The sequence below is a fragment of the Cellulomonas shaoxiangyii genome (assembly GCF_004798685.1).
GTDB lineage: Bacteria > Actinomycetota > Actinomycetes > Actinomycetales > Cellulomonadaceae > Cellulomonas > Cellulomonas shaoxiangyii.
Genome location: NZ_CP039291.1, coordinates 3305839 through 3323577, shown reverse-complemented (window position 1 = coordinate 3323577; position 17739 = coordinate 3305839). Strand labels below are relative to the sequence as shown.

General features: G+C 77.4%; 15 protein-coding genes. 7 read left to right on the top strand and 8 right to left on the bottom strand.

Annotation, left to right across the window (positions count from 1 at the left end):
* Positions 1-10 precede the first annotated feature (10 nt).
* The gene (locus tag E5225_RS14820) at positions 11-610 is read right to left on the bottom strand and encodes a protein-L-isoaspartate O-methyltransferase family protein (RefSeq protein WP_135974447.1); all 600 of its coding nucleotides are present in this window, start codon (positions 608-610) and stop codon (positions 11-13) included.
* A 62-nt stretch (positions 611-672) separates the two neighbouring features.
* On the bottom strand, positions 673-1275 hold the full coding sequence (locus E5225_RS14815) for a hypothetical protein (protein WP_135974449.1): 603 nt from the start codon (positions 1273-1275) through the stop codon (positions 673-675).
* Between the two features lie 228 nt (positions 1276-1503).
* Here E5225_RS14815 and E5225_RS14810 point away from each other — a divergent pair, with 228 nt between their 5' ends.
* The 4 genes from E5225_RS14810 to E5225_RS14795 all read left to right on the top strand — a co-directional run bounded on the left by E5225_RS14810 (position 1504) and on the right by E5225_RS14795 (position 7547).
* Positions 1504-2697, top strand: coding sequence for a M15 family metallopeptidase (locus E5225_RS14810; RefSeq protein ID WP_135974451.1), 1194 nt, complete (start codon positions 1504-1506; stop codon positions 2695-2697).
* A gap of 76 nt (positions 2698-2773) precedes the next feature.
* Positions 2774-3949, top strand: coding sequence for an AAA family ATPase (locus E5225_RS14805; RefSeq protein WP_135974453.1), 1176 nt, complete (start codon positions 2774-2776; stop codon positions 3947-3949).
* A gap of 123 nt (positions 3950-4072) precedes the next feature.
* Entirely contained in the window at positions 4073-4513 is a 441-nt protein-coding gene (locus E5225_RS14800) for an OsmC family protein (protein WP_135974455.1), read from the top strand.
* An 88-nt stretch (positions 4514-4601) separates the two neighbouring features.
* Positions 4602-7547 (top strand): FAD-binding and (Fe-S)-binding domain-containing protein, encoded by a 2946-nt coding sequence (locus E5225_RS14795; RefSeq protein ID WP_424945147.1) that lies wholly within the window; start codon positions 4602-4604, stop codon positions 7545-7547.
* Between the two features lie 57 nt (positions 7548-7604).
* Here the strand turns inward: E5225_RS14795 and E5225_RS14790 are convergent, their stop codons facing one another.
* On the bottom strand, positions 7605-8126 hold the full coding sequence (locus tag E5225_RS14790; protein WP_135974459.1) for a TetR/AcrR family transcriptional regulator: 522 nt from the start codon (positions 8124-8126) through the stop codon (positions 7605-7607).
* Between the two features lie 153 nt (positions 8127-8279).
* Between E5225_RS14790 and E5225_RS14785 the strand changes: the two genes are divergently transcribed.
* From E5225_RS14785 to E5225_RS14775, 3 genes are all read left to right on the top strand, one after another.
* A complete protein-coding gene (locus E5225_RS14785; RefSeq protein WP_135974461.1) occupies positions 8280-9860 on the top strand; it encodes an MFS transporter in 1581 nt (526 codons plus the stop codon).
* Positions 9861-9914: 54 nt separating this feature from the next.
* Positions 9915-10211 (top strand): MTH1187 family thiamine-binding protein, encoded by a 297-nt coding sequence (locus E5225_RS14780; protein ID WP_135974463.1) that lies wholly within the window; start codon positions 9915-9917, stop codon positions 10209-10211.
* A 164-nt stretch (positions 10212-10375) separates the two neighbouring features.
* Entirely contained in the window at positions 10376-11788 is a 1413-nt protein-coding gene (locus tag E5225_RS14775; protein WP_136225494.1) for a restriction system modified-DNA reader domain-containing protein, read from the top strand.
* Between the two features lie 10 nt (positions 11789-11798).
* On the opposite strand, the gene E5225_RS14770 is transcribed toward E5225_RS14775, so the two are convergent.
* The 5 genes from E5225_RS14770 to E5225_RS14750 are packed head-to-tail and all read right to left on the bottom strand — an operon-like array spanning position 11799 to position 17369.
* Positions 11799-12848, bottom strand: coding sequence for an alpha/beta hydrolase (locus tag E5225_RS14770; RefSeq protein WP_424945154.1), 1050 nt, complete (start codon positions 12846-12848; stop codon positions 11799-11801).
* A 60-nt stretch (positions 12849-12908) separates the two neighbouring features.
* A complete protein-coding gene (locus E5225_RS14765; protein ID WP_135975345.1) occupies positions 12909-13880 on the bottom strand; it encodes a zinc-binding dehydrogenase in 972 nt (323 codons plus the stop codon).
* A gap of 49 nt (positions 13881-13929) precedes the next feature.
* Complete coding sequence (locus tag E5225_RS14760; RefSeq protein WP_135975343.1) at positions 13930-14661, bottom strand: maleylpyruvate isomerase N-terminal domain-containing protein; 732 nt, start codon at positions 14659-14661, stop codon at positions 13930-13932.
* 51 nt (positions 14662-14712) lie between these two features.
* Positions 14713-16020 (bottom strand): homoserine O-acetyltransferase MetX, encoded by a 1308-nt coding sequence (metX, locus tag E5225_RS14755; protein ID WP_243738405.1) that lies wholly within the window; start codon positions 16018-16020, stop codon positions 14713-14715.
* A 29-nt stretch (positions 16021-16049) separates the two neighbouring features.
* Positions 16050-17369, bottom strand: a complete 1320-nt coding sequence (locus tag E5225_RS14750; RefSeq protein ID WP_135975341.1) for a bifunctional o-acetylhomoserine/o-acetylserine sulfhydrylase — start codon at positions 17367-17369, stop codon at positions 16050-16052.
* Positions 17370-17739: the final 370 nt, after the last annotated feature.

Genomic DNA, 17739 nt, shown 5'->3' with positions numbered 1-17739 from the left:
GGACACGCCGTCAGCGCAACGGGACGAACACGTACGAGCCGTGCGTCGTGACGTCCACGCCGCCGTCGGGCCGCCGCACGACGCGGTGCATCGTGCGCCCGACCGGGACCACGAGGACACCTCCGGGGGCGAGCTGGTCGACGAGCGCACGGGGCAGCGCCTCGGCGGCCGCGGAGACGAGCACGCGGTCCCAGCCGCCGGGTCGCGGGCCGCCGAGCACGTGCGGGTCGGCGGGGCGCAGCCGCGCCCACGGCATGCCCGCGGCCGCGACGTTGCCCGCCCCCCACGCGGCGACGGCCGGCTCCAGCTCGACGCCGAGCACCTCGCCCGCCGGCCCGACGAGCCGCGCGAGCAGCGCCGTCGTCCAGCCGGAGCCCGCGCCGACGTCGAGCACGCGCGCGCCCGCGGGCACGGCCAGGAGGCGCAGCATCGCGGCGACGGTGCTCGGCTGCGAGCTCGTCGACCCGTGCCCGAGCGGGAGCGGGCGGTCCTCGTGCGCGTGCGGCCGCTGGTCGGGCGGCAGGAACGCGGCGCGGTCGAGCGCGCGCATCGCTGCCGCCACGTCGGCGGCGCGCGCGGGGTCGGGGTCGTCCGGCGTCCGGCCCGCCATACGGGCAGCGTACGACCGCGCCGCACGGGGGGCGCCGGCGCGTGGCGCCCGTCCGCGGGCCGTCAGGCGGTCGGCGGGATGCCGGCGGTGCTGCCGACGGCGCGCGGTGCGACGGTCGGCACGGGGCCGGTGAGCGCCGCGTGCCGGCCGCGCGGCCGCACGACGGGCACCTGGCCCGTCCGCGGGGCGATCGGGACGGTGGGGATGGCGCCGGTCATGGCCGTGACCGGGACGACCGGGATCTGCCCGGTGGCGGCGGCGACCGCCGCGACGGCACCGGTGCGCGCGGCCGGGTCGACGATCGGGATCTGCCCGGTCAGCGGGCCGGTGCGCGGGACGTCGGCCGCGGCCGGAGCGGTGAGGAACCGCGGCTTGCGGCCCGGCCGCCGGCGGAAGCGCCGCTCCTCGATGCCCTCGAGCGTGGTGGCGCGCCACACGGCGCCGCCGTTGAGCCGGCCGTCCGGGGGCGGCAGCCACGGCACCTTGCGGGACAGCCAGACGCGGATGGTGGCGTGCTCGACGTCGAGGCGGCGCGCGAGCCGTGCGATGTCGTACAGGTCGTCGAGGCCGCCGCCGTCCGCGTGCGGGGTCGACGCGGCTGCGACGGGCGTCGGCGCGGTCGGCGCTGTCCCGGGAGCAGTTGGCTGCGCGTCCAGATCGGGCACGGGTGAAAGCGTAGTGCTCCGACATGCTCGGCCGTGTGGCGTGGACGTAACGGGATGTGCACGGAATCTTCGCACCCGTATTCGCTCAAGTCGGATGGACGTGCGTCCGACTCACTTAACGTGTTACGAGTGAGTGACAGATTGCCGATCCCGCGGCGTCGGTCGGGCGGCAGGCATGCCGCCCCGCGCCGTCAGCCCATCACCCTCCGCCGACCTGCCGGGTGGGGCGTGCCCCTGCCCGCACGCGTCGCGCAGGGTGCGGTCGCCGTGGGCCTCGTGCTCAGCACCGGTGCCGTCGTCGTGACCGCCACCGCGGAGGAGCCGCCCTCGGCGGTGCTCGCCGACGGTCGCGACGAGGGGATCCTGGCCCGCCACGCCGAGGACCGCGCCGCGCTCGCCCGCACCGAGCAGCTGCGTGCCGAGGCCGTCGACGTCGCGTCGGGCGCCATCGAGGAGGCGTCCGCCGTGCGCGCCGACGCCGAGCAGGTCGCCGTCGCCCCCGAGGTGATCGCGGAGCTCGACGCCGCCACGGCGGAGCTGCAGGACGCCATCACGCAGGTCGACGTCGCGCCGCTCACGCCCACCGACCCGCCGGTCGACCGCGACGCCCCCGTCTCACGTTCGGCCCCCCGCGGGGACGACTCCGAGCAGGACGCGGACGCGCCCGCGAAGTCCGCACCGACCGGGGAGGCGGACGACTCCGCGTCGGCGCCCGCGGGGTCCTCCGACCCGACGGCCGTCCCCGCCGACCCGGCCGAGGCGGCCGGCGACGCCGCCGCGCCGGCGGCGGAGGGCGACACGGGCGAGACCACCACGATCCCGCACGCGGGCGACCCCGCGACCGAGCCGCTGCGCGACGCGCTCGAGCGCGTCGCCCGCGCCTCCGACGCCGCCAAGGCGTCGGCCGAGCAGAAGCGGGCCGAGACGGCCGCCGCGGAGGCCGCGGCGCAGGCCGCCGCCGACGAGGCCGCCCGCGTCGCCGCCGAGGAGGCGGCCCAGCGCGCGGCGTGGAAGTCCTCGCTGCAGGGCTTCGAGAACGGTCAGGTGCCCGACTCGGCGCTGTGCGGGGTGTCCTTCTCCCCGTCGGTCCGGCTGCGGTGCGACGCCGCGGAGGCGCTGGAGGCCCTGGACGCAGACTTCGCCGCGCGGTTCGGCAAGCACCTGCAGGTCTCCGACTCCTACCGGCCCTACGCCCAGCAGGTCGCGTGCCGCGCGAACAAGGGCTCGCTGTGCGCGCGCCCGGGCACGTCGAACCACGGCATGGGTGTGGCGGTCGACCTCGGCGGCGCCGTGCAGTCCTTCGGCACGGCCGAGCACGTCTGGATGCGGGAGAACGCCCCCGCCCACGACTGGGTGCTGCCCGAGTGGGCCCGCGCCGGCGGCAGCAAGCCTGAGCCGTGGCACTGGGAGTACGTGGGCTGAGCACGTCCGCCCACAGCCCCGCCGGGCTCCCGCCCGGGCAGGGAGGTCGTGCCGCCCGGGTCCTACGATCGGCGGTATGACCGCGCCCTCCCCGTCCGCCCGGGACGAGCCGCTGGTCGGACGCGCGGGCGAGCTCGACGACCTGGACGCGCTGCTGTCGGGCGCGACGGCCGGCGAGGGCGTCACCGTCGTGCTCGAGGGCGAGCCCGGTGTCGGGCGCACGCGACTCGTCGAGGCCCTGCAGGGCACGGCCGACCTGCTCGGCATCGAGGTCCGCACGGGACGCGCGGTCGGGCCCGCGGCCCCGCCGTACGCGCTGCTCACGGACGCCCTCCTGGGGCCGGTGGGCGGTCGCAGCGCACGCGGGGGCGAGGCGCGCGGGCCGGTCGTCACCGAGCTCGCCGACCTGCTCGACGTCCTGCCCGACGACCGGGCCGACGCGCCGAAGCGGTACGCCCGCGCCGACGAGCTGTTCGCGGCGCTCGTCCGCCGGCACGGCGACCACGGCCCCTGGGTGCTCGTGCTCGAGGACCTGCACCTGGCGGACGCGTGCTCCCTGCGCCTGCTGGCCGGCCTGGCCGGTGAGGGAACGCTCCCGCACGCGCTGACGGTGATGACGACGCGCGCCGTTCCCCACCGCGCCGAGCTCGCCGAGCTCGTCGCCGCCTGGACCCGGGCGGGCGCGCGCTACCTGGAGCTGCGGCCGCTCGGCCCGGCCGCGACCGTCGAGCTCGCCCAGTCGCTGCTGCACGCCAAGGTCGGCCCGCGGCTGCGCGGCGTGCTCGCGACCACGGGCGGCAACCCGCGGCTGGTCGTCGACGTCGTCCGCACCGCGCAGGCGTGCGGCGTGCTGGAGCAGCGGGACGGCGTCGTCGAGGCCGTGGGCACGGGCTGGCTCGACGACCTGGACCGGGTCGGCCGGGCCCACGTCGCGCACCTGGGCACGGGCGTGCTCGCGCTGCTCGGGCAGGCCTCCGTGCTCGGCACGTCGTTCGTCGTGGGCGACCTCGCCGCGCTCGCCGGCGACTCCGTCACCGAGTGCTGGCGGACGCTGCGCCACGGCCTGGCCGCGGGCGTCGTGCACGCGCGCGGCGACCGCCTGGTCTTCCGCCACGACCTCGTGCGGTCCTCCCTCTACGCGGGTCTCGACGCGGGTGACCGCCGGGCCCTGCACGCGCGCGCGGCGTGGGCCCTGCGCGAGGCGGGCGCCCCCACGCACGTGGTGTCCGCGCACCTCGAGCGCGCGCGCTGACGCCTCGCGCGGACCCGCGTCCGGCTCCTAGGTTGGACGACGGGGCGTGCGCCGCGCGCTCCCCGGCACGGGCCCGCCCGGCGGCGCCCGGCCCCACCCCCGCACGAAAACCGAGGAGTGCACATGCCCACGCGCACCGCACGCACCGCCTGGAACGGCTCCCTGCAGGAGGGCAGCGGCCAGGTCGAGCTCACGAGCTCCGGCGTCGGCACCTACCACGTGTCCTTCCCCAAGCGGGCGGCCGAGGAGGCCGGCGGCACGACCAGCCCGGAGGAGCTGATCGCCGCCGCGCACTCGTCGTGCTTCGCGATGCAGCTGTCCGCGCTGCTCGGCGAGAAGGGCCACGCGCCCGAGTCCCTCGACGTGACGGCCGACGTCACGCTGTCGCCGGACCCGGCCGGCGGCTTCCGCATCTCGGGCATCGTGCTGACCGTGCGGGGCGAGGTGCCGGGCGTCGACGCGGACGGGTTCCGCGAGGCCGCCGACGCCGCGAAGGCGACGTGCCCCGTGAGCAAGGCGCTCACCGGCACCACCATCACGCTCGACGCGCAGCTCGAGTCCTGACGGCGCCGCACCCCGCCCCCGGGGCCGCGTGCGCGACGGACGCCGACGCGGGTCCCGGGTGCGGGGTGCGACACTGCCGAGCGTGGCTGTGACGACCGAGAAGCCCGGTGCGGACGTCCGGGACGTGGTGCACGCGCTGCGCGGTGTCGTCCGCGGGTCCGTCGACGACACCACGCGCCGGCGCGCCGAGTACTCCACCGACGCCTCGAACTACCGCGTGGTCCCGCGCGTCGTGGTGTTCCCGCGCGACACCGACGACGTGCTCGCGGCGCTGCACGTCGCGCGCGAGACCGGCACGCCGCTGACCTCGCGCGGCGGCGGGACGTCCGTGGCCGGCAACGCGGTCGGACCGGGGATCGTGCTCGACTTCTCCCGGCACGTGAACCGCGTGCTCGACATCGATCCCGAGGCGCGCACGGCACGGGTCGAGCCGGGTGTCGTCATGTCGCACCTGCAGGCCGCGGCGGCGCCGCACGGGCTGCGGTTCGGCCCCGACCCGTCGACGCAGGCACGCGCGACGCTCGGCGGGATGATCGGGAACAACGCGTGCGGGCCGCGGGCGGTCGCGTTCGGGCGCACCGCGGACAACGTGGTGGACCTCGACGTGGTCGACGGGACGGGGCGCCGCTTCACCGCGCGCGCCGGTGCGGGTGCGCTCGCGGCCGTCCCCGGGCTCGACGCGGTGGTGCGCGGCGGGCTCGAGGTGATCCGTACCGAGCTCGGCCGGTTCACGCGTCAGGTCTCCGGCTACTCCCTCGAGCACCTGCTGCCGGAGAACGGCACCGACCTCGCGAAGGCGCTCGTCGGGACCGAGGGCACGCTCGTCACGCTGCTCGGCGCGACGGTGCGCCTGGTGCCGGTGCCGTCGGCGCCCGTGCTCGTCGTGCTGGGCTACCCCGACATGCCGTCCGCGGCCGACGCCGTGCCCGCGCTGCTCGCGCACCGCCCGCTCGCCGTGGAGGGCATGGACGCCCGGCTCGTCGACGTGGTGCGCCGCGTCAAGGGCGCCGCCGCGGTGCCCGACCTGCCGCCCGGTGCCGGCTGGATGATGGTCGAGGTCGGCGGCGCGACGCTCGACGAGGCGCTCGCGTCGGCCCGTGCGCTCGCGGCCGACGCCGGCACGGACGCCGTCGCGGTCTTCCCGCCCGGGCCGCAGGCCGCGGCGATGTGGCGCATCCGTGAGGACGGCGCCGGGCTCGGGGGGCGCACGCCGGCGGGGGAGCAGGCCTGGCCCGGCTTCGAGGACTCGGCCGTGCCGCCCGAGCGGCTCGGCGCGTACCTGCGCGAGCTCGAGGCGCTCATGGCCGAGCACCGCGTGGACGGGCTCGCGTACGGGCACTTCGGCGACGGGTGCGTGCACCTGCGCATCGACCTGCCGATGGCGGAGTCCGGGCGTCCGCTGCGGGCGTTCATGACGGACGCCGCCCACCTGGTGGCCGCGCACGGCGGCTCGCTGTCCGGTGAGCACGGCGACGGGCGCGCACGCTCCGAGCTGCTGCCCGTCATGTACTCGCAGCGCGCGATCGACCTGTTCGGCGCCGTCAAGGACCTGTTCGACCCGCGCGACCTGCTCAACCCGGGCGTCCTCGTGCGGCCGAACCCGCTCGACGCGGACCTGCGCCGGCCCGCGGCCCGCCCGCTGCTCGCCGGGTCCGGCGGGTTCGCGTTCGCGCACGACGGCGGCGACATGACGACCGCCGTCCACCGCTGCGTGGGCGTCGGCAAGTGCCGGGCCGACACGCGCGCCACCGGCGGCTTCATGTGCCCCTCGTACCTGGCGACGAAGGACGAGAAGGACTCGACGCGCGGCCGCGCGCGCGTGCTGCAGGAGATGGCGAACGGCACGCTCGTGACGAAGGGCTGGTCGTCGCCCGAGGTGCACGACGTGCTCGACCTGTGCCTGAGCTGCAAGGCGTGCTCCTCCGACTGCCCGGCGGGCGTCGACATGGCGCAGTACAAGGCCGAGGTGCTGCACCGCACGTACCGCGGCAGGGTCCGCCCGGTGAACCACTACGCGCTCGGCTGGCTGCCGCGCTGGTCGCGCCTGATCACGGGGCTGCCGGGGCTCGCGTCGCTCGCGAACGCGGTGCTGCGCGTGCGCCCGCTCGCGAGGGCCGTCCTCGCCGCGGGCGGCATGGACACCCGGCGGAAGATGGTCCGCTTCGCGCCCGTGCCGTTCCGGGCCTGGTCGCGCACGGCGGGCGCGCGGTCCGGTGAGGTGCGCGTCGTGGGCGGCGCCGCCGCGGACGGCCTGCCGACCGTGCCGGAGGGCGCCGCCGCGGGCGGCCGCCGACCGCCCGTCGTGCTGTGGACCGACTCGTTCAGCGACACCCTGTCCCCGTCCGTGCCGCACGCCGCCGTCCGCGTGCTGCGCGACGCCGGCTACGACGTGCTCGTGCCGGACCACGACGCGTGCTGCGGCCTCACGTGGATCAGCACGGGGCAGCTCGACGGCGCCCGCAAGCGCCTGTCGCACCTGCTCGAGGTGCTCGGCCCGTTCGCGGTCAACGGCGTGCCGATCGTCGGCCTCGAGCCGTCGTGCACCGCCGTGCTGCGCAGCGACCTGCTCGACCTGCTCCCGGACGACCCCCGGGCCGTCGCGGTCGCGCGCGAGACCCGCACGCTCGCCGAGCTGCTCACGGCCCCGGCCCCCGTGGGCCCGGGCGAGCGGTGGTCCGTGCCGGACCTCTCCGACGTCACCGCCGTCGTCCAGCCGCACTGCCACCACCACTCCGTCATGACGTACACGGCGGACCGGCGCCTGCTCACGGAGGCGGGTGCGCAGTTCTCCGCGCTCGCGGGGTGCTGCGGACTCGCCGGCAACTTCGGCATGGAGAAGGGCCACTACGACGTGTCGGTCGCGGTGGCCGAGGCGTCGCTGCTGCCGGCGCTGCGGGACGCCGCCCCGGGCGACGTCCTCCTCGCCGACGGCTACTCGTGCCGCACGCAGGCCGACCAGCTCGCGGGCGTGCAGGGCGTGCACCTGGCCGAGCTGCTGGCCGCGCACCTGCCGGAGCGCACGCCCGCCGGCTGACCCGCCACCGGCGACCCGCCCGCCGGCTGCCCGGCGGCCGGGGCCGGCGGCGGCCGGTCAGCGGCGCGTGCCGCCCACGCGTCGCAGGACGTCCGCGACGACCTGCCCGTCGAGGTCGGGGTCGCCCGCGCCGAGCAGCGCGTGCAGGAACAGGCCGTCGCCGACGAGCTGCACGAGGCGGGACAGCACGGGGTCGTCGACCGCGCGGTGCAGGCCGGCCGCCCAGCCGTCGAGGTAGGACGCCATGCGCGCCCGCGCCGGCGGGTAGGTGCCGAGCAGCCGCAGGGCCGCGAGCATCGTGCGCTCCTCGGGGCCGTCGGCGGACTGCGAGCCGTCGAGGAACCAGCGGGCCGCGCCGCCCGGGTCGCCCGGCGTGGCCGCCTCGGCCGCGGCGGCGCCCGCGTCGAGGCGCCCGAGCAGGCCCTCGAACAGGTCGTCCTTGGAGCGGAAGTGGTAGAGCAGCCCACCCTTGGAGACCCCGCCGCGGTGGGCGACGACGTCGAGCGTGGCGCCGGCGGGCCCCTCCTCCAGCAGCACGTCCTGGAGCGCGTCGAGGATGCGGTCGCGCGTCGAGGGCATGCGGGGAGCGTAGTCGTGGGCGACGTCACCACTGCGGGCCGGCGGCACGGTGCTACTGTACCGGCTGGACGGTATAGCCGCGTGGCCGAGCGCCACGCCCGTCGCGGGGCAGGGACCCGCGCCGCGTGCCCGTCCCCCGGGCCCCGCCCGGTCATGCGGGAGACCACGACAGGAACCACCGTGCCCACGCACACCCCCACGTCCGCCGCCCCCGTGGCGGCCCCGGCCCGCGCCGGCGCCCGCGAGTGGCTCTCGCTGGCCGTCCTGATGCTCCCCGTCCTCCTGGTGTCGGTCGACACCACGGTGCTCTCGTTCGCGCTGCCGCAGATCTCCGTCGCGCTCGCGCCGTCCGCCGACCAGCTGCTCTGGATCGTGGACGTCTACCCGCTCATGCTCGCGGGCCTCCTGGTCACGATGGGCACGCTGGGCGACCGCGTGGGCCGCCGGCGCCTGCTGCTGATCGGCGCGGCCGGGTTCGGCCTCGTCAGCCTGCTCGCCGCCTTCGCGACGGACGCCGGGCAGCTCGTCGCGGCCCGCGCGCTGCTCGGTGTGTTCGGCGCGACGTTGATGCCCTCGACGCTGTCGCTGCTGCGCAACGTCTTCCTCGACGACGCCCAGCGGCGCCTCGCGATCGCCGTCTGGGCGTCCGGGTTCGCCGGCGGGTCGGTGCTCGGGCCCGTCGTCGGCGGCTGGCTGCTCGAGCACTACTGGTGGGGCTCGATCTTCCTGCTCAACGTCCCCGTGCTGCTCGTCCTCCTCGTCGCCGGGCGCCTGCTGCTGCCCGAGTCGCGCAACCCGTCCGCGGCCCGGCTCGACGTGCCCAGCGTCGTCCTCGCCACCGTCGGCATGCTGCCGCTCGTCTACGGCATCAAGACCACCGCCGGGCACGGCGTCGGCGCGCTCGGCCTGGGTGCGCTCGCGCTCGGCGCCGCCCTCGTCACGGTGTTCGTCCGCCGGCAGACCCGCCTGGCCGAGCCGCTGCTCGACGTGGGGCTGTTCCGGCGGCCGGTGTTCTCGGCCTCCGTGGCGGCGAACTTCATGGCGTCGTTCGCGCTCGCCGGCCTGGTGCTCGTGGTCTCGCAGGTGCTGCAGCTCGTCGTCGGGCTCTCGCCGCGCGAGGCCGGCACGGCGCTCCTGCCGGGCGCCGTCGCCTCCATCGTGTCGGGGATCCTCGCGGTCCGCCTCGCGCGCGCCGTGCCGCGCTGGGCGCTCGTGCCGGCGGGCATGCTGCTCGCGGTGGCGGGCTACGCGGTCGCGGTCGTCGTCGCGCGGGACGTGGGCACGGCCGGCATCGTCGCCGTGTTCTGCCTGGTCGGCGCCGGGGTCGGCCTGGCCGAGACCCTGACGAACGACGCCATCCTGGCCTCCGTCCCGCCCGAGCGCGCCGGCGCGGCGTCCGGGATCTCGGAGACGTCGTACGAGCTCGGCGCGTCGCTCGGCGTGGCCGTGCTGGGGTCGGTGCTGTCGGCCGTCTACCGCGCGGACCTCGTGCTGCCCGCCGCCGTCGAGCCGGGTGCGGCCCACGCCGCCCGCCAGACGCTCGGCGGCGCCATGGTGGTCGCGGACGGCCTGCCGGGTGCGCTCGGCACCCAGGTCCGCGCCGCGGCGGAGGCCGCGTTCACGCACGGCGTCGCGGTGACGTCCGCCGCCACGGCGGTCGCGCTCGCGGTCGTCGGCGTCGCGGTCGGCGTCGTGCTGCGCCGCGCCGGCCTGGGCCGCACGCACGACGCCTGACGCACCCACCCACCGGCGGTGGACGGGACGCGGCACGCGCGTCAGGGTGGGGGCATGCTCGTCGCCTTCTCCGTCGCCCCGCTCGGTGCGGGCGAGTCCGTGTCCGAGGCCGTCGCCGACGCGCTGCGCGTCGTCCGGGCCTCGGGGCTGCCGCACCGCACCGACGCGATGTTCACCACCCTCGAGGGGGAGTGGGACGAGGTGATGGACGTCGTGCGGCGCGCCACCGAGGCCGTCGGGCGGCACGGCGACCGCGTGAGCCTGGTGCTCAAGGCCGACATCCGGCCGGGGCGCACGGGCGAGCTGCAGGGCAAGGTCGACCGGGTCGAGGCGCTGCTCGCCGACGACTGAGGACGCGGCGCGCACGACCATGACCACCCCTTCGACGGGCTGACGAAGCCCGCCGGGTCGTGGGACAGTGGAGGCCCGCGAGGCGCGCGAGGCGGACGCGTCGCCGGCGGTGACGGTGCACGGCTCCTCGGCGGGCGCGTGCCCAGGAAGGGCCCGGACGCGACATGCCGATCTTCGAGCTCGACGACGGACGCCCCCGCCTCGTCCAGCCGATGCAGCCGCTCGCCGGGTCGTTCGCCCAGGAGGTCGGCGCGCTCGTCACCCACCACCTCGCGGCCATCGCCGGGGAGCCCCTGTTCGTGGTCCGCACGCGCGCCGCGGCCGCCGAGCGCGGCGACCTGCCGGAGCTGCTCGCGCTCGACGCGGCCGGTCGGCCGGTGGTCGTCGAGGTCGCGCAGGTGCTGGACGACGACGCGATCGTGGCCGCGCTGCGCCGCGGCGGTGCGGCCGCACGCCTGACGACGTCCGACCTCGCCCGCGCCTACCACGTCGACCCGGGCCGCTTCGGGGCCGACTTCGCCGCGTTCCGGGAGCACGTGCCCGTCGGCGCGCAGACGAGCCGGCGCGACGGCGTCCGCCTCCTGCTGCTGTGCTCCGAGGTCGCCGCCGAGGCCGCCGACACGCTCGCGTTCCTGCGCGGGCCCGCACGCCAGGTCGAGGTCCTCCAGGTGGGGGTCGTGCGCGGTGACGAGCGGCGCCTGCTCGACGTGTCACCGCTCGCGCTGCACGAGGGCGCACGCCGGTCGGTCGAGCCCACGGCGCTGCGGCTCGTGCGGTCGAGCGAGGCGTTCGCGACGGCCATGGCGTACGACGAGCAGCGCGGCACCGGCGCCCCCGCGCGCAAGGCCCCGCCCACGGGCGAGCTGCGCGCCGTGACGCCGCCGCCGCAGCAGCCGGAGCCGCCCGCGCCCACCCCGATCGGCCGGCGCGGCACGGTCACCGAGCCGACGCCGTTGCCCTTCCGCACCGCCGGGCCCACGGCCGAGCCCCGCGGGGGCGACGGGCCGCGCCACGGCCGCCGCGACACGCCGGACTGGCCGCGCGACCCCGCGGACGCGCCCCCGTCCGCGCGGCGCGCCGGCCCGCCGACGCTCACCCCCGTCGCCGGTCTGCGCGCCGCCGCGCCGGCGGGCACGGACGCCGCCGCCGCCGATACGGAGGACGACGACCCCACCGGCGCCACGCACACCGGCGCCACGCCCACCGGCACCCCCACGGGCGCCGCTCCCACGGGCGCCACCCCCACCGCCGCCGCCCCTCCCGGCTCACCGCCGGCGGCTCCGGCACCGTCGCGCCCCGCGCGCGCGGACGAGGGCTGGCCCCACCCCGGGCTCGCGATGCTGGCCAGGCGCCGGCGCGCGGTCACCACCCTGGTGTGGACGCGCGAGCGCCGCGGTCAGCGGTTCACCGCGATGCTGCTGCCGGACGGGCGCATCGAGCTCCCCGACGGCGACGTCGTCACGGACCCCGACGACGCGGCGACCCGCGTGGCCGGCGTCGAGGTGGCGGACGGCTGGCGCGCGTGGCGGCTCGGGGACGGCGGCCCGACGCTGGCGGAGGCCACGGGGGCGCTCTGAGGCTGGCGGGTCAGCCCCACCCGTACGCGGCGAGCCACCGCGTCGTCTCGGCGTAGAAGCGCTCACGCGCGGGCCGGGCGGACAGCGTGAGGTCGTGCATGCCGCCGGGGATGCGCACGAGCGTGCTCACCGGCCCCAGGTGGATCGTCCGCCGCGCGATCGCCTCGGTGTCGAGGACGATGTCGGCGGAGCGCATCTCCTCGCTCCAGCGCGGGCTGATGAGCGTGCGCGCCGACAGCGCGGTCAGCACCGGCACCGTGAGAGCGAGCCCCCGTGCGACGGTCGCGTGCCCGTCGAGCACCGCGCGCAGCCACCCGGCCCGCACGGGGAACGACGGGGTGGGACGCCACCGGTCGTCGATCGGCCACTCGCCGCCGGTGGTCTCCGCGATCGTGCGCGCGTAGTAGCCCGGGTCGATGTTGGGCAGCGGCGCACGCGGCTGGAAGCGTGCGAGCTGGTGGATCGCCGGGGCGCTCACGTGCCGGACGATCGCCGAGCCCTGCAGCTCGAGCCACGGGCTGTTCAGCACGAGGCCGCTGACCGTGCCGGGGTGCCGCGCCGCCCACAGCGACAGGACCAGCCCTCCGGTCGAGTGCCCCATGAGCACCACGCGGGCGACGGGGCCGAGCTCGGCGCGGACCCGGCGCAGGGCGGCCGCGATCTCCTCGTCGTACGTGCGCAGGTCCTCGACGTAGCCGGGGGTCTGGTACGGGCGCAGCGAGCGGCCGTACTTGCGCAGGTCCAGCGCGTAGAACGCCGCGCCGAGCCCGTGCCAGTACTGCGCGAGCGGCGCCTGGAAGAAGTAGTCCGACCACCCGTGCACGTAGAGGACCGCGCGGGCGGGCCGCAGCGTCGCGTCGGGCACGTACCGCACGAGCGTGGCGACGACGGGCCCCTCGTCGTCGTCGGCGAGCGGCAGCAGGCGCGCCTCGAAGCCGTCGCCGAGCACGTCCGGGGCCCACCGGTCGGCGCGCAGGCCGTCGGACGTCGATGCCGGCGGCGCCGGGGCGTCGGGCACCGCCGGTGCGTGCGGCGTGCCCGCCGTCGTCGTCAGCTCCACGTGGACCCCCGTCCGCGGCCGCAGGCGCGTGCGTCGCCGGGACCCGGGACGTGCTGCCGGTCAGACCTCCAGGACGATCTTGCCGAACTGCCGCCCGCTCCACATCCGGCCGAGCGCGTCCGCGGCGCGTGCCAGCGGGTACGTGGAGTCCACGAGCGGCCGCACACCCGTGCGCGCCAGGAAGGCCAGCACCTGCCCGAGCTCGTCGCGCGTGCCCATCGTCGCGCCGACGACGCTGATCTCCTGGAAGAACACGCGCGTCAGCGAGGCGGTGGCGGGGTCGCCGGAGGTCAGGCCGGCGACGACGATCCGCCCGCCGGGGCGCACCGAGCGCACCGAGTGCTCCCACGTCGCGCGCCCGACGCTGTCGAGGACGACGTCGACGCGTCCGACCCGGGCGCCGGGCTCGACGGCGGCGGCCGCCCCGAGCGACAGCGCGCGCTCGCGCCTGCCGGCGTCGCGCCCGGTCACGACCATCTCGAGGCCCGCCGCGGCACCGAGCTGCACGGCCGCGACCGCGAGCCCGCCGCCCGCGCCCTGCACGAGCACCCGCTGCCCGGGCTGCGCACCGCCCGAGCGGAACAGCATCCGGTAGGCCGTCAGGTAGGCCGTCGGCACGCACGCCGCCTCGACCCACGAGAGCTCGGGCGGCTTGGGCAGCACGTTCCACGCCGGCACCGCCACGCGCTCGGCGAGCGTGCCGGGGTACCGCTCGGACAGCAGCGTGCGCGGCTCGTCGGGGTCGACGCCGCGCCCGTCGGGGCCGCCCACCACCGCGTGCACGACGACCTCGCGCCCGTCCGCGGTGACGCCGGCCGCGTCGGTGCCGAGCACCATGGGCAGCTGCTCCGCCCGCAGGCCGACGCCCCGCAGCGACCACAGGTCGTGGTGGTTGAGGGAGGCCGCGCGCACGTCGACGGTCGTCCAGCCCGCCGGCGGGTCGACCAGGACGCCGGGTGCCGGCGCGTCGCCCACCGTGAGGCCGGACAGCGGGTCGTCGGGGGAGAACGCGGTGACGCGGGCGCTCAGCATGCGGTCACGCTAGCCGGGTGCGCGTCGCGGCGGCGCACCCGCGCCGGGCTCACAGCAGCGGGAGCAGCCGCCCCAGGTCCGGCACGGCGTCGGACGTGTACCGCGCGTGCAGCGCGTCGGCGAGGACGTCGACGTCGTAGGGGATGCGGCCCGCCGCGATCCGCACCCACGTGCGGGCGTCGGCCACCTCGAGGTCCCAGCCGCCGCGGGCCTGGACCACCGTGAGCAGGGCGTCCGCGACGACGGCGAGCGCGCGGGGGTCGACGGGGTCCGGGACGCCGGCGGACGTGCCCCGCGCCCGGCGCCCGGACCGCAGCAGGTCGTCGGCGTGCACCACCAGCTCCACGACCCGCGTGAGGGTCATCGTGGACAGGCGCACCGGGCCGCGCCGTGCCTGCACCACGGGGTCGCCGGGGCCGAGGGTCCCCAGGTGCGCGAGCGCCGCCGTGGCGCTGCGCTCGACCGCGCCGACGGGGTCGGACACGTGCTCCGCGGCGAGCCGCCGCGCCGCCTCCGCGGTGTCCGCTGCGCCCGCCGCGTACGTCGCGAGGTACTCGCCGAGCGTGAGGGGGACGACGCCCGCCGGTGCCGGCGTGCACGCGGTGAGCGCCTCCATCGCGCGGCCGACGTGCGCCCACAGCGCGGCGACGGTCCAGCCGTCCAGCACCGACGGCGCGGCGGCGAGCGCCGGGTCGCCGACGTCGTGCGCCCACGTGCGCAGTGCGTCCCACTGGGTGCGCAGGGCGGTGCTCGCGGTCGTGAGGTCGGCGTCCGTGTCCATCGGCCCATCGTGCCGCGCGCGGCGGGGGCGCCGCACGACCGGCGCGCGCGGTCAGTGGTGGGACGCGCCCTCGCGCAGGAAGTCCGTGACGAGCGCGCCCACCTGGTCCTCCTCGATGAGGAAGCCGTCGTGGCCGTACGCCGAGCGCACGTACCGGACCGGTCCCGCACCGGGCACCCCGGCGGCGACGCGCTCGGACTGCGCGGGCAGGAAGAGGCGGTCGGAGTCGACGGCGACGACGAGCCCGCGCGCCGTGACCTGGGCGAGCGCGGCCTCGACACCGCCGCGGTCGCGCCCGAGGTCGTGCGTGATCATCGACCGCGTCAGCGTGACGTACGTGTTCGCGTCGAACCGTCGGGCGAGCTTGTCCCCGTGGTGGTCGAGGTAGGACTGCACGGCGAACCGCCCGCCCTCGAGCGGGTCCTCCGCGCCCTGCGGGATGCGCCCGAACCGCTCGTCGAGCTCGGCGGCGGACCGGTACGTCTGGTGCGCGATCTGCCGGGCGATGCCGAGGCCGACGTGCGGCCCGTCGCCGTCGGCCGCGCCGTAGTAGTCGCCGTCGCGGTACCGCGGGTCGGCGGCGATCGCGCTGAGCTGGGTGTGGAAGCCGGCGATCTGGTCGCCGCCGGTCTGCGCGCACGTGGCGATCGCGGCGAACGCCTCGACGCGGTCGGGCGCGGAGGCGGCCCACTCGAGCACGCGCTGCCCACCCATGGACGCGCCGATGACGAGCGCCCACTGGTCGATGCCGAGCAGGTCGGCCAGGCGGACCTCGGCGGCCACCTGGTCGCGCACGGTCAGCAGCGGGAACCGGCTGCCCCACGGGCGGCCGTCGGGCGCGGTCGACGCCGGGCCCGTGGACCCCTGGCAGCCGCCGAGCACGTTGGGGGCGACGACGAACCAGCGGTCGGTGTCGATCGGTGCGCCCGCGCCGACCATCGACTGCCACCAGCCGGGCGTCGGGTGCCCCTCCCCGGCGGGGCCCGTGACGTGCGAGTCGCCCGTGAGCGCGTGCAGCACGAGCACGGCGTTGCCGCCGTCCTCGTCGAGCTCGCCCCACGTCTCGTACGCGAGCCGCACGGCGGGCAGCCGGCCGCCCGACTCGAGCGCGAACGGCCCGAGGTCGGCGAACTGCCGGCGGCCCACGGGGTCGCCGTCGCGCCACGCCGCGCTCGCGGGCACGGGGACGTCCGGGGCGGGCCGGCGGGTGCCGAGGGTGGCGCCGCGGCGGGTGCGCCGCCCGACCCCGGGCAGGCCGGCGACGTCCGACCCGCCCGGCATCGCGCCACCGGTCGCGACGGGTCCGGGGGACGCGTCGTGCGCGGCGGGCGTGCCGGGGCGGGGGCGGGGCGTCGTCATGCGGTGCGGCTCCTCGGTGGCGGACCGGCTCAGGCGCTCTTGGCGGCGCGGAAGCCGGCGTCCAGGTCGGCCAGGATGTCGTCGACGTGCTCGATGCCGACGGCCAGGCGGACGAGGCCCGGCGTGACGCCGGACAGCTCCTGCTCGGCCGGCGTCAGCTGGCTGTGCGTCGTCGACGCCGGGTGGATGACGAGCGAGCGGACGTCACCGATGTTTGCGACGTTGGAGTGCAGCTCGAGCGCCGAGACGAACGCCTGGCCGGCCGCGGAGCCGCCCTCGAGCTCGAACGCGAGGACCGCGCCGGCGCCCCGGGGGGCGTACTTGAGCTGGTTCGCGTGCCACGGGCTCGACTCGAGGCCCGCGTAGTGCACGCGCACGACGTCCTCGCGGGCCTCCAGCCACTGCGCGACCTTCTGGGCGTTCGCGACGTGCCGCTCCATGCGCAGCGACAGCGTCTCGATGCCCTGGGCGATGAGGAACGCGTTGAACGGGCTGAGGGCGGGGCCCAGGTCGCGCAGGAGCTGCACGCGGGCCTTGAGGACGTAGGACAGGTTCGCGCCGAACGCGCCGCCGACGCCGAGGTCCCGGGCGAACACGAGCCCGTGGTACGACGGGTCCGGCTGGTTGAAGTTCGGGAACCGGTCGGGGTGCTGCGCGTAGTCGAACGTGCCGCCGTCGACGATCACGCCGCCGATCGCGGTGCCGTGCCCGCCCAGGTACTTCGTCGCCGAGTGCACGACGACGTCGGCGCCCCACTGCAGCGGGTTGACGAGGTACGGCGTCGCGACGGTGTTGTCCACGACGAGCGGCACGCCGGCCTCGTGCGCGACGCCCGCGACGGCCTCGATGTCGAGCACGTCGGCCTTGGGGTTCGGGATCGTCTCGGCGAAGAACAGCTTGGTGTTCGGGCGGACCGCGTCGCGCCACGCCTGCGGGTCGTGGGGGTCGGCGACGAACGTCGTCTCGATGCCGAGCTTGGGCAGCGTGTAGTGCAGCAGGTTGTACGTGCCGCCGTAGAGCGACGGGCTCGCGACGACGTGGTCGCCGGCCTCGGCGACGTTGAGGATCGCGAGCGTCTCCGCCGCCTGGCCGGACGCGACCAGGAGCGCGCCGACGCCGCCCTCGAGGTCCGCGATCCGGTTCTCGACGACCTCCTGCGTGGGGTTGCCGATGCGCGTGTAGATCGGGCCGAGCTCGGCGAGCGCGAACCGGTCGGCCGCCTGCTTCGGCGAGTCGAAGACGAACGACGTCGTCTGGTAGATCGGCAGGGCGCGCGCGCCGGTGGCGGCGTCGGGGGTCTGGCCCGCGTGGATCTGGCGGGTCTCGAAGCTCCAGCTCTCGTTGCTCATGGGACGGGCTCCTGGGGGACGGCGCCGGGGGACCGGCGGTCGGGCGGGGCACCCGAGGAGCGCGCTGCCGGCGCCCGCCCCGCGGGGGGGTCGTGGTGCGCACGGGACGAGCCGGGGCTCGGCGGGCGGCCGCCGGGGCGACCGGCCGCGGGTACGGCCGAGCGTGCGCTGGTCAGCGACACATTCGGCGGGACATGTGGCCGAGAGTAGGCCGATCGTCCCGCCTGCCGGTACGGCCGTCTCGCCCCTCGGACGGGGAGGTGTCCGCGCCCCGCGCCGTCCACCCCGCGGCGACGGCCGCGGGAGGCCGGTGCGGACGCCGCCCCGCACCGGCGGCGACCCGGTTCACCCGGACGGCCCAGAGGGTCTG

Excerpts from the sequence above, each read along its gene's own strand:
- E5225_RS14820 (WP_135974447.1), bottom strand. The coding sequence starts at position 610 with ATGGCGGGCCGGACGCCGGACGACCCCGACCCCGCGCGCGCCGCCGAC.
- E5225_RS14805 (WP_135974453.1), top strand. The coding sequence starts at position 2,774 with ATGACCGCGCCCTCCCCGTCCGCCCGGGACGAGCCGCTGGTCGGACGC.
- E5225_RS14800 (WP_135974455.1), top strand. The coding sequence starts at position 4,073 with ATGCCCACGCGCACCGCACGCACCGCCTGGAACGGCTCCCTGCAGGAG.
- E5225_RS14790 (WP_135974459.1), bottom strand. The coding sequence starts at position 8,126 with ATGCCCTCGACGCGCGACCGCATCCTCGACGCGCTCCAGGACGTGCTG.
- E5225_RS14785 (WP_135974461.1), top strand. The coding sequence starts at position 8,280 with ATGCGGGAGACCACGACAGGAACCACCGTGCCCACGCACACCCCCACG.
- E5225_RS14780 (WP_135974463.1), top strand. The coding sequence starts at position 9,915 with ATGCTCGTCGCCTTCTCCGTCGCCCCGCTCGGTGCGGGCGAGTCCGTG.
- E5225_RS14775 (WP_136225494.1), top strand. The coding sequence starts at position 10,376 with ATGCCGATCTTCGAGCTCGACGACGGACGCCCCCGCCTCGTCCAGCCG.
- E5225_RS14765 (WP_135975345.1), bottom strand. The coding sequence starts at position 13,880 with ATGCTGAGCGCCCGCGTCACCGCGTTCTCCCCCGACGACCCGCTGTCC.
- E5225_RS14760 (WP_135975343.1), bottom strand. The coding sequence starts at position 14,661 with ATGGACACGGACGCCGACCTCACGACCGCGAGCACCGCCCTGCGCACC.
- metX (WP_243738405.1), bottom strand. The coding sequence starts at position 16,020 with ATGACGACGCCCCGCCCCCGCCCCGGCACGCCCGCCGCGCACGACGCG.
- E5225_RS14750 (WP_135975341.1), bottom strand. The coding sequence starts at position 17,369 with ATGAGCAACGAGAGCTGGAGCTTCGAGACCCGCCAGATCCACGCGGGC.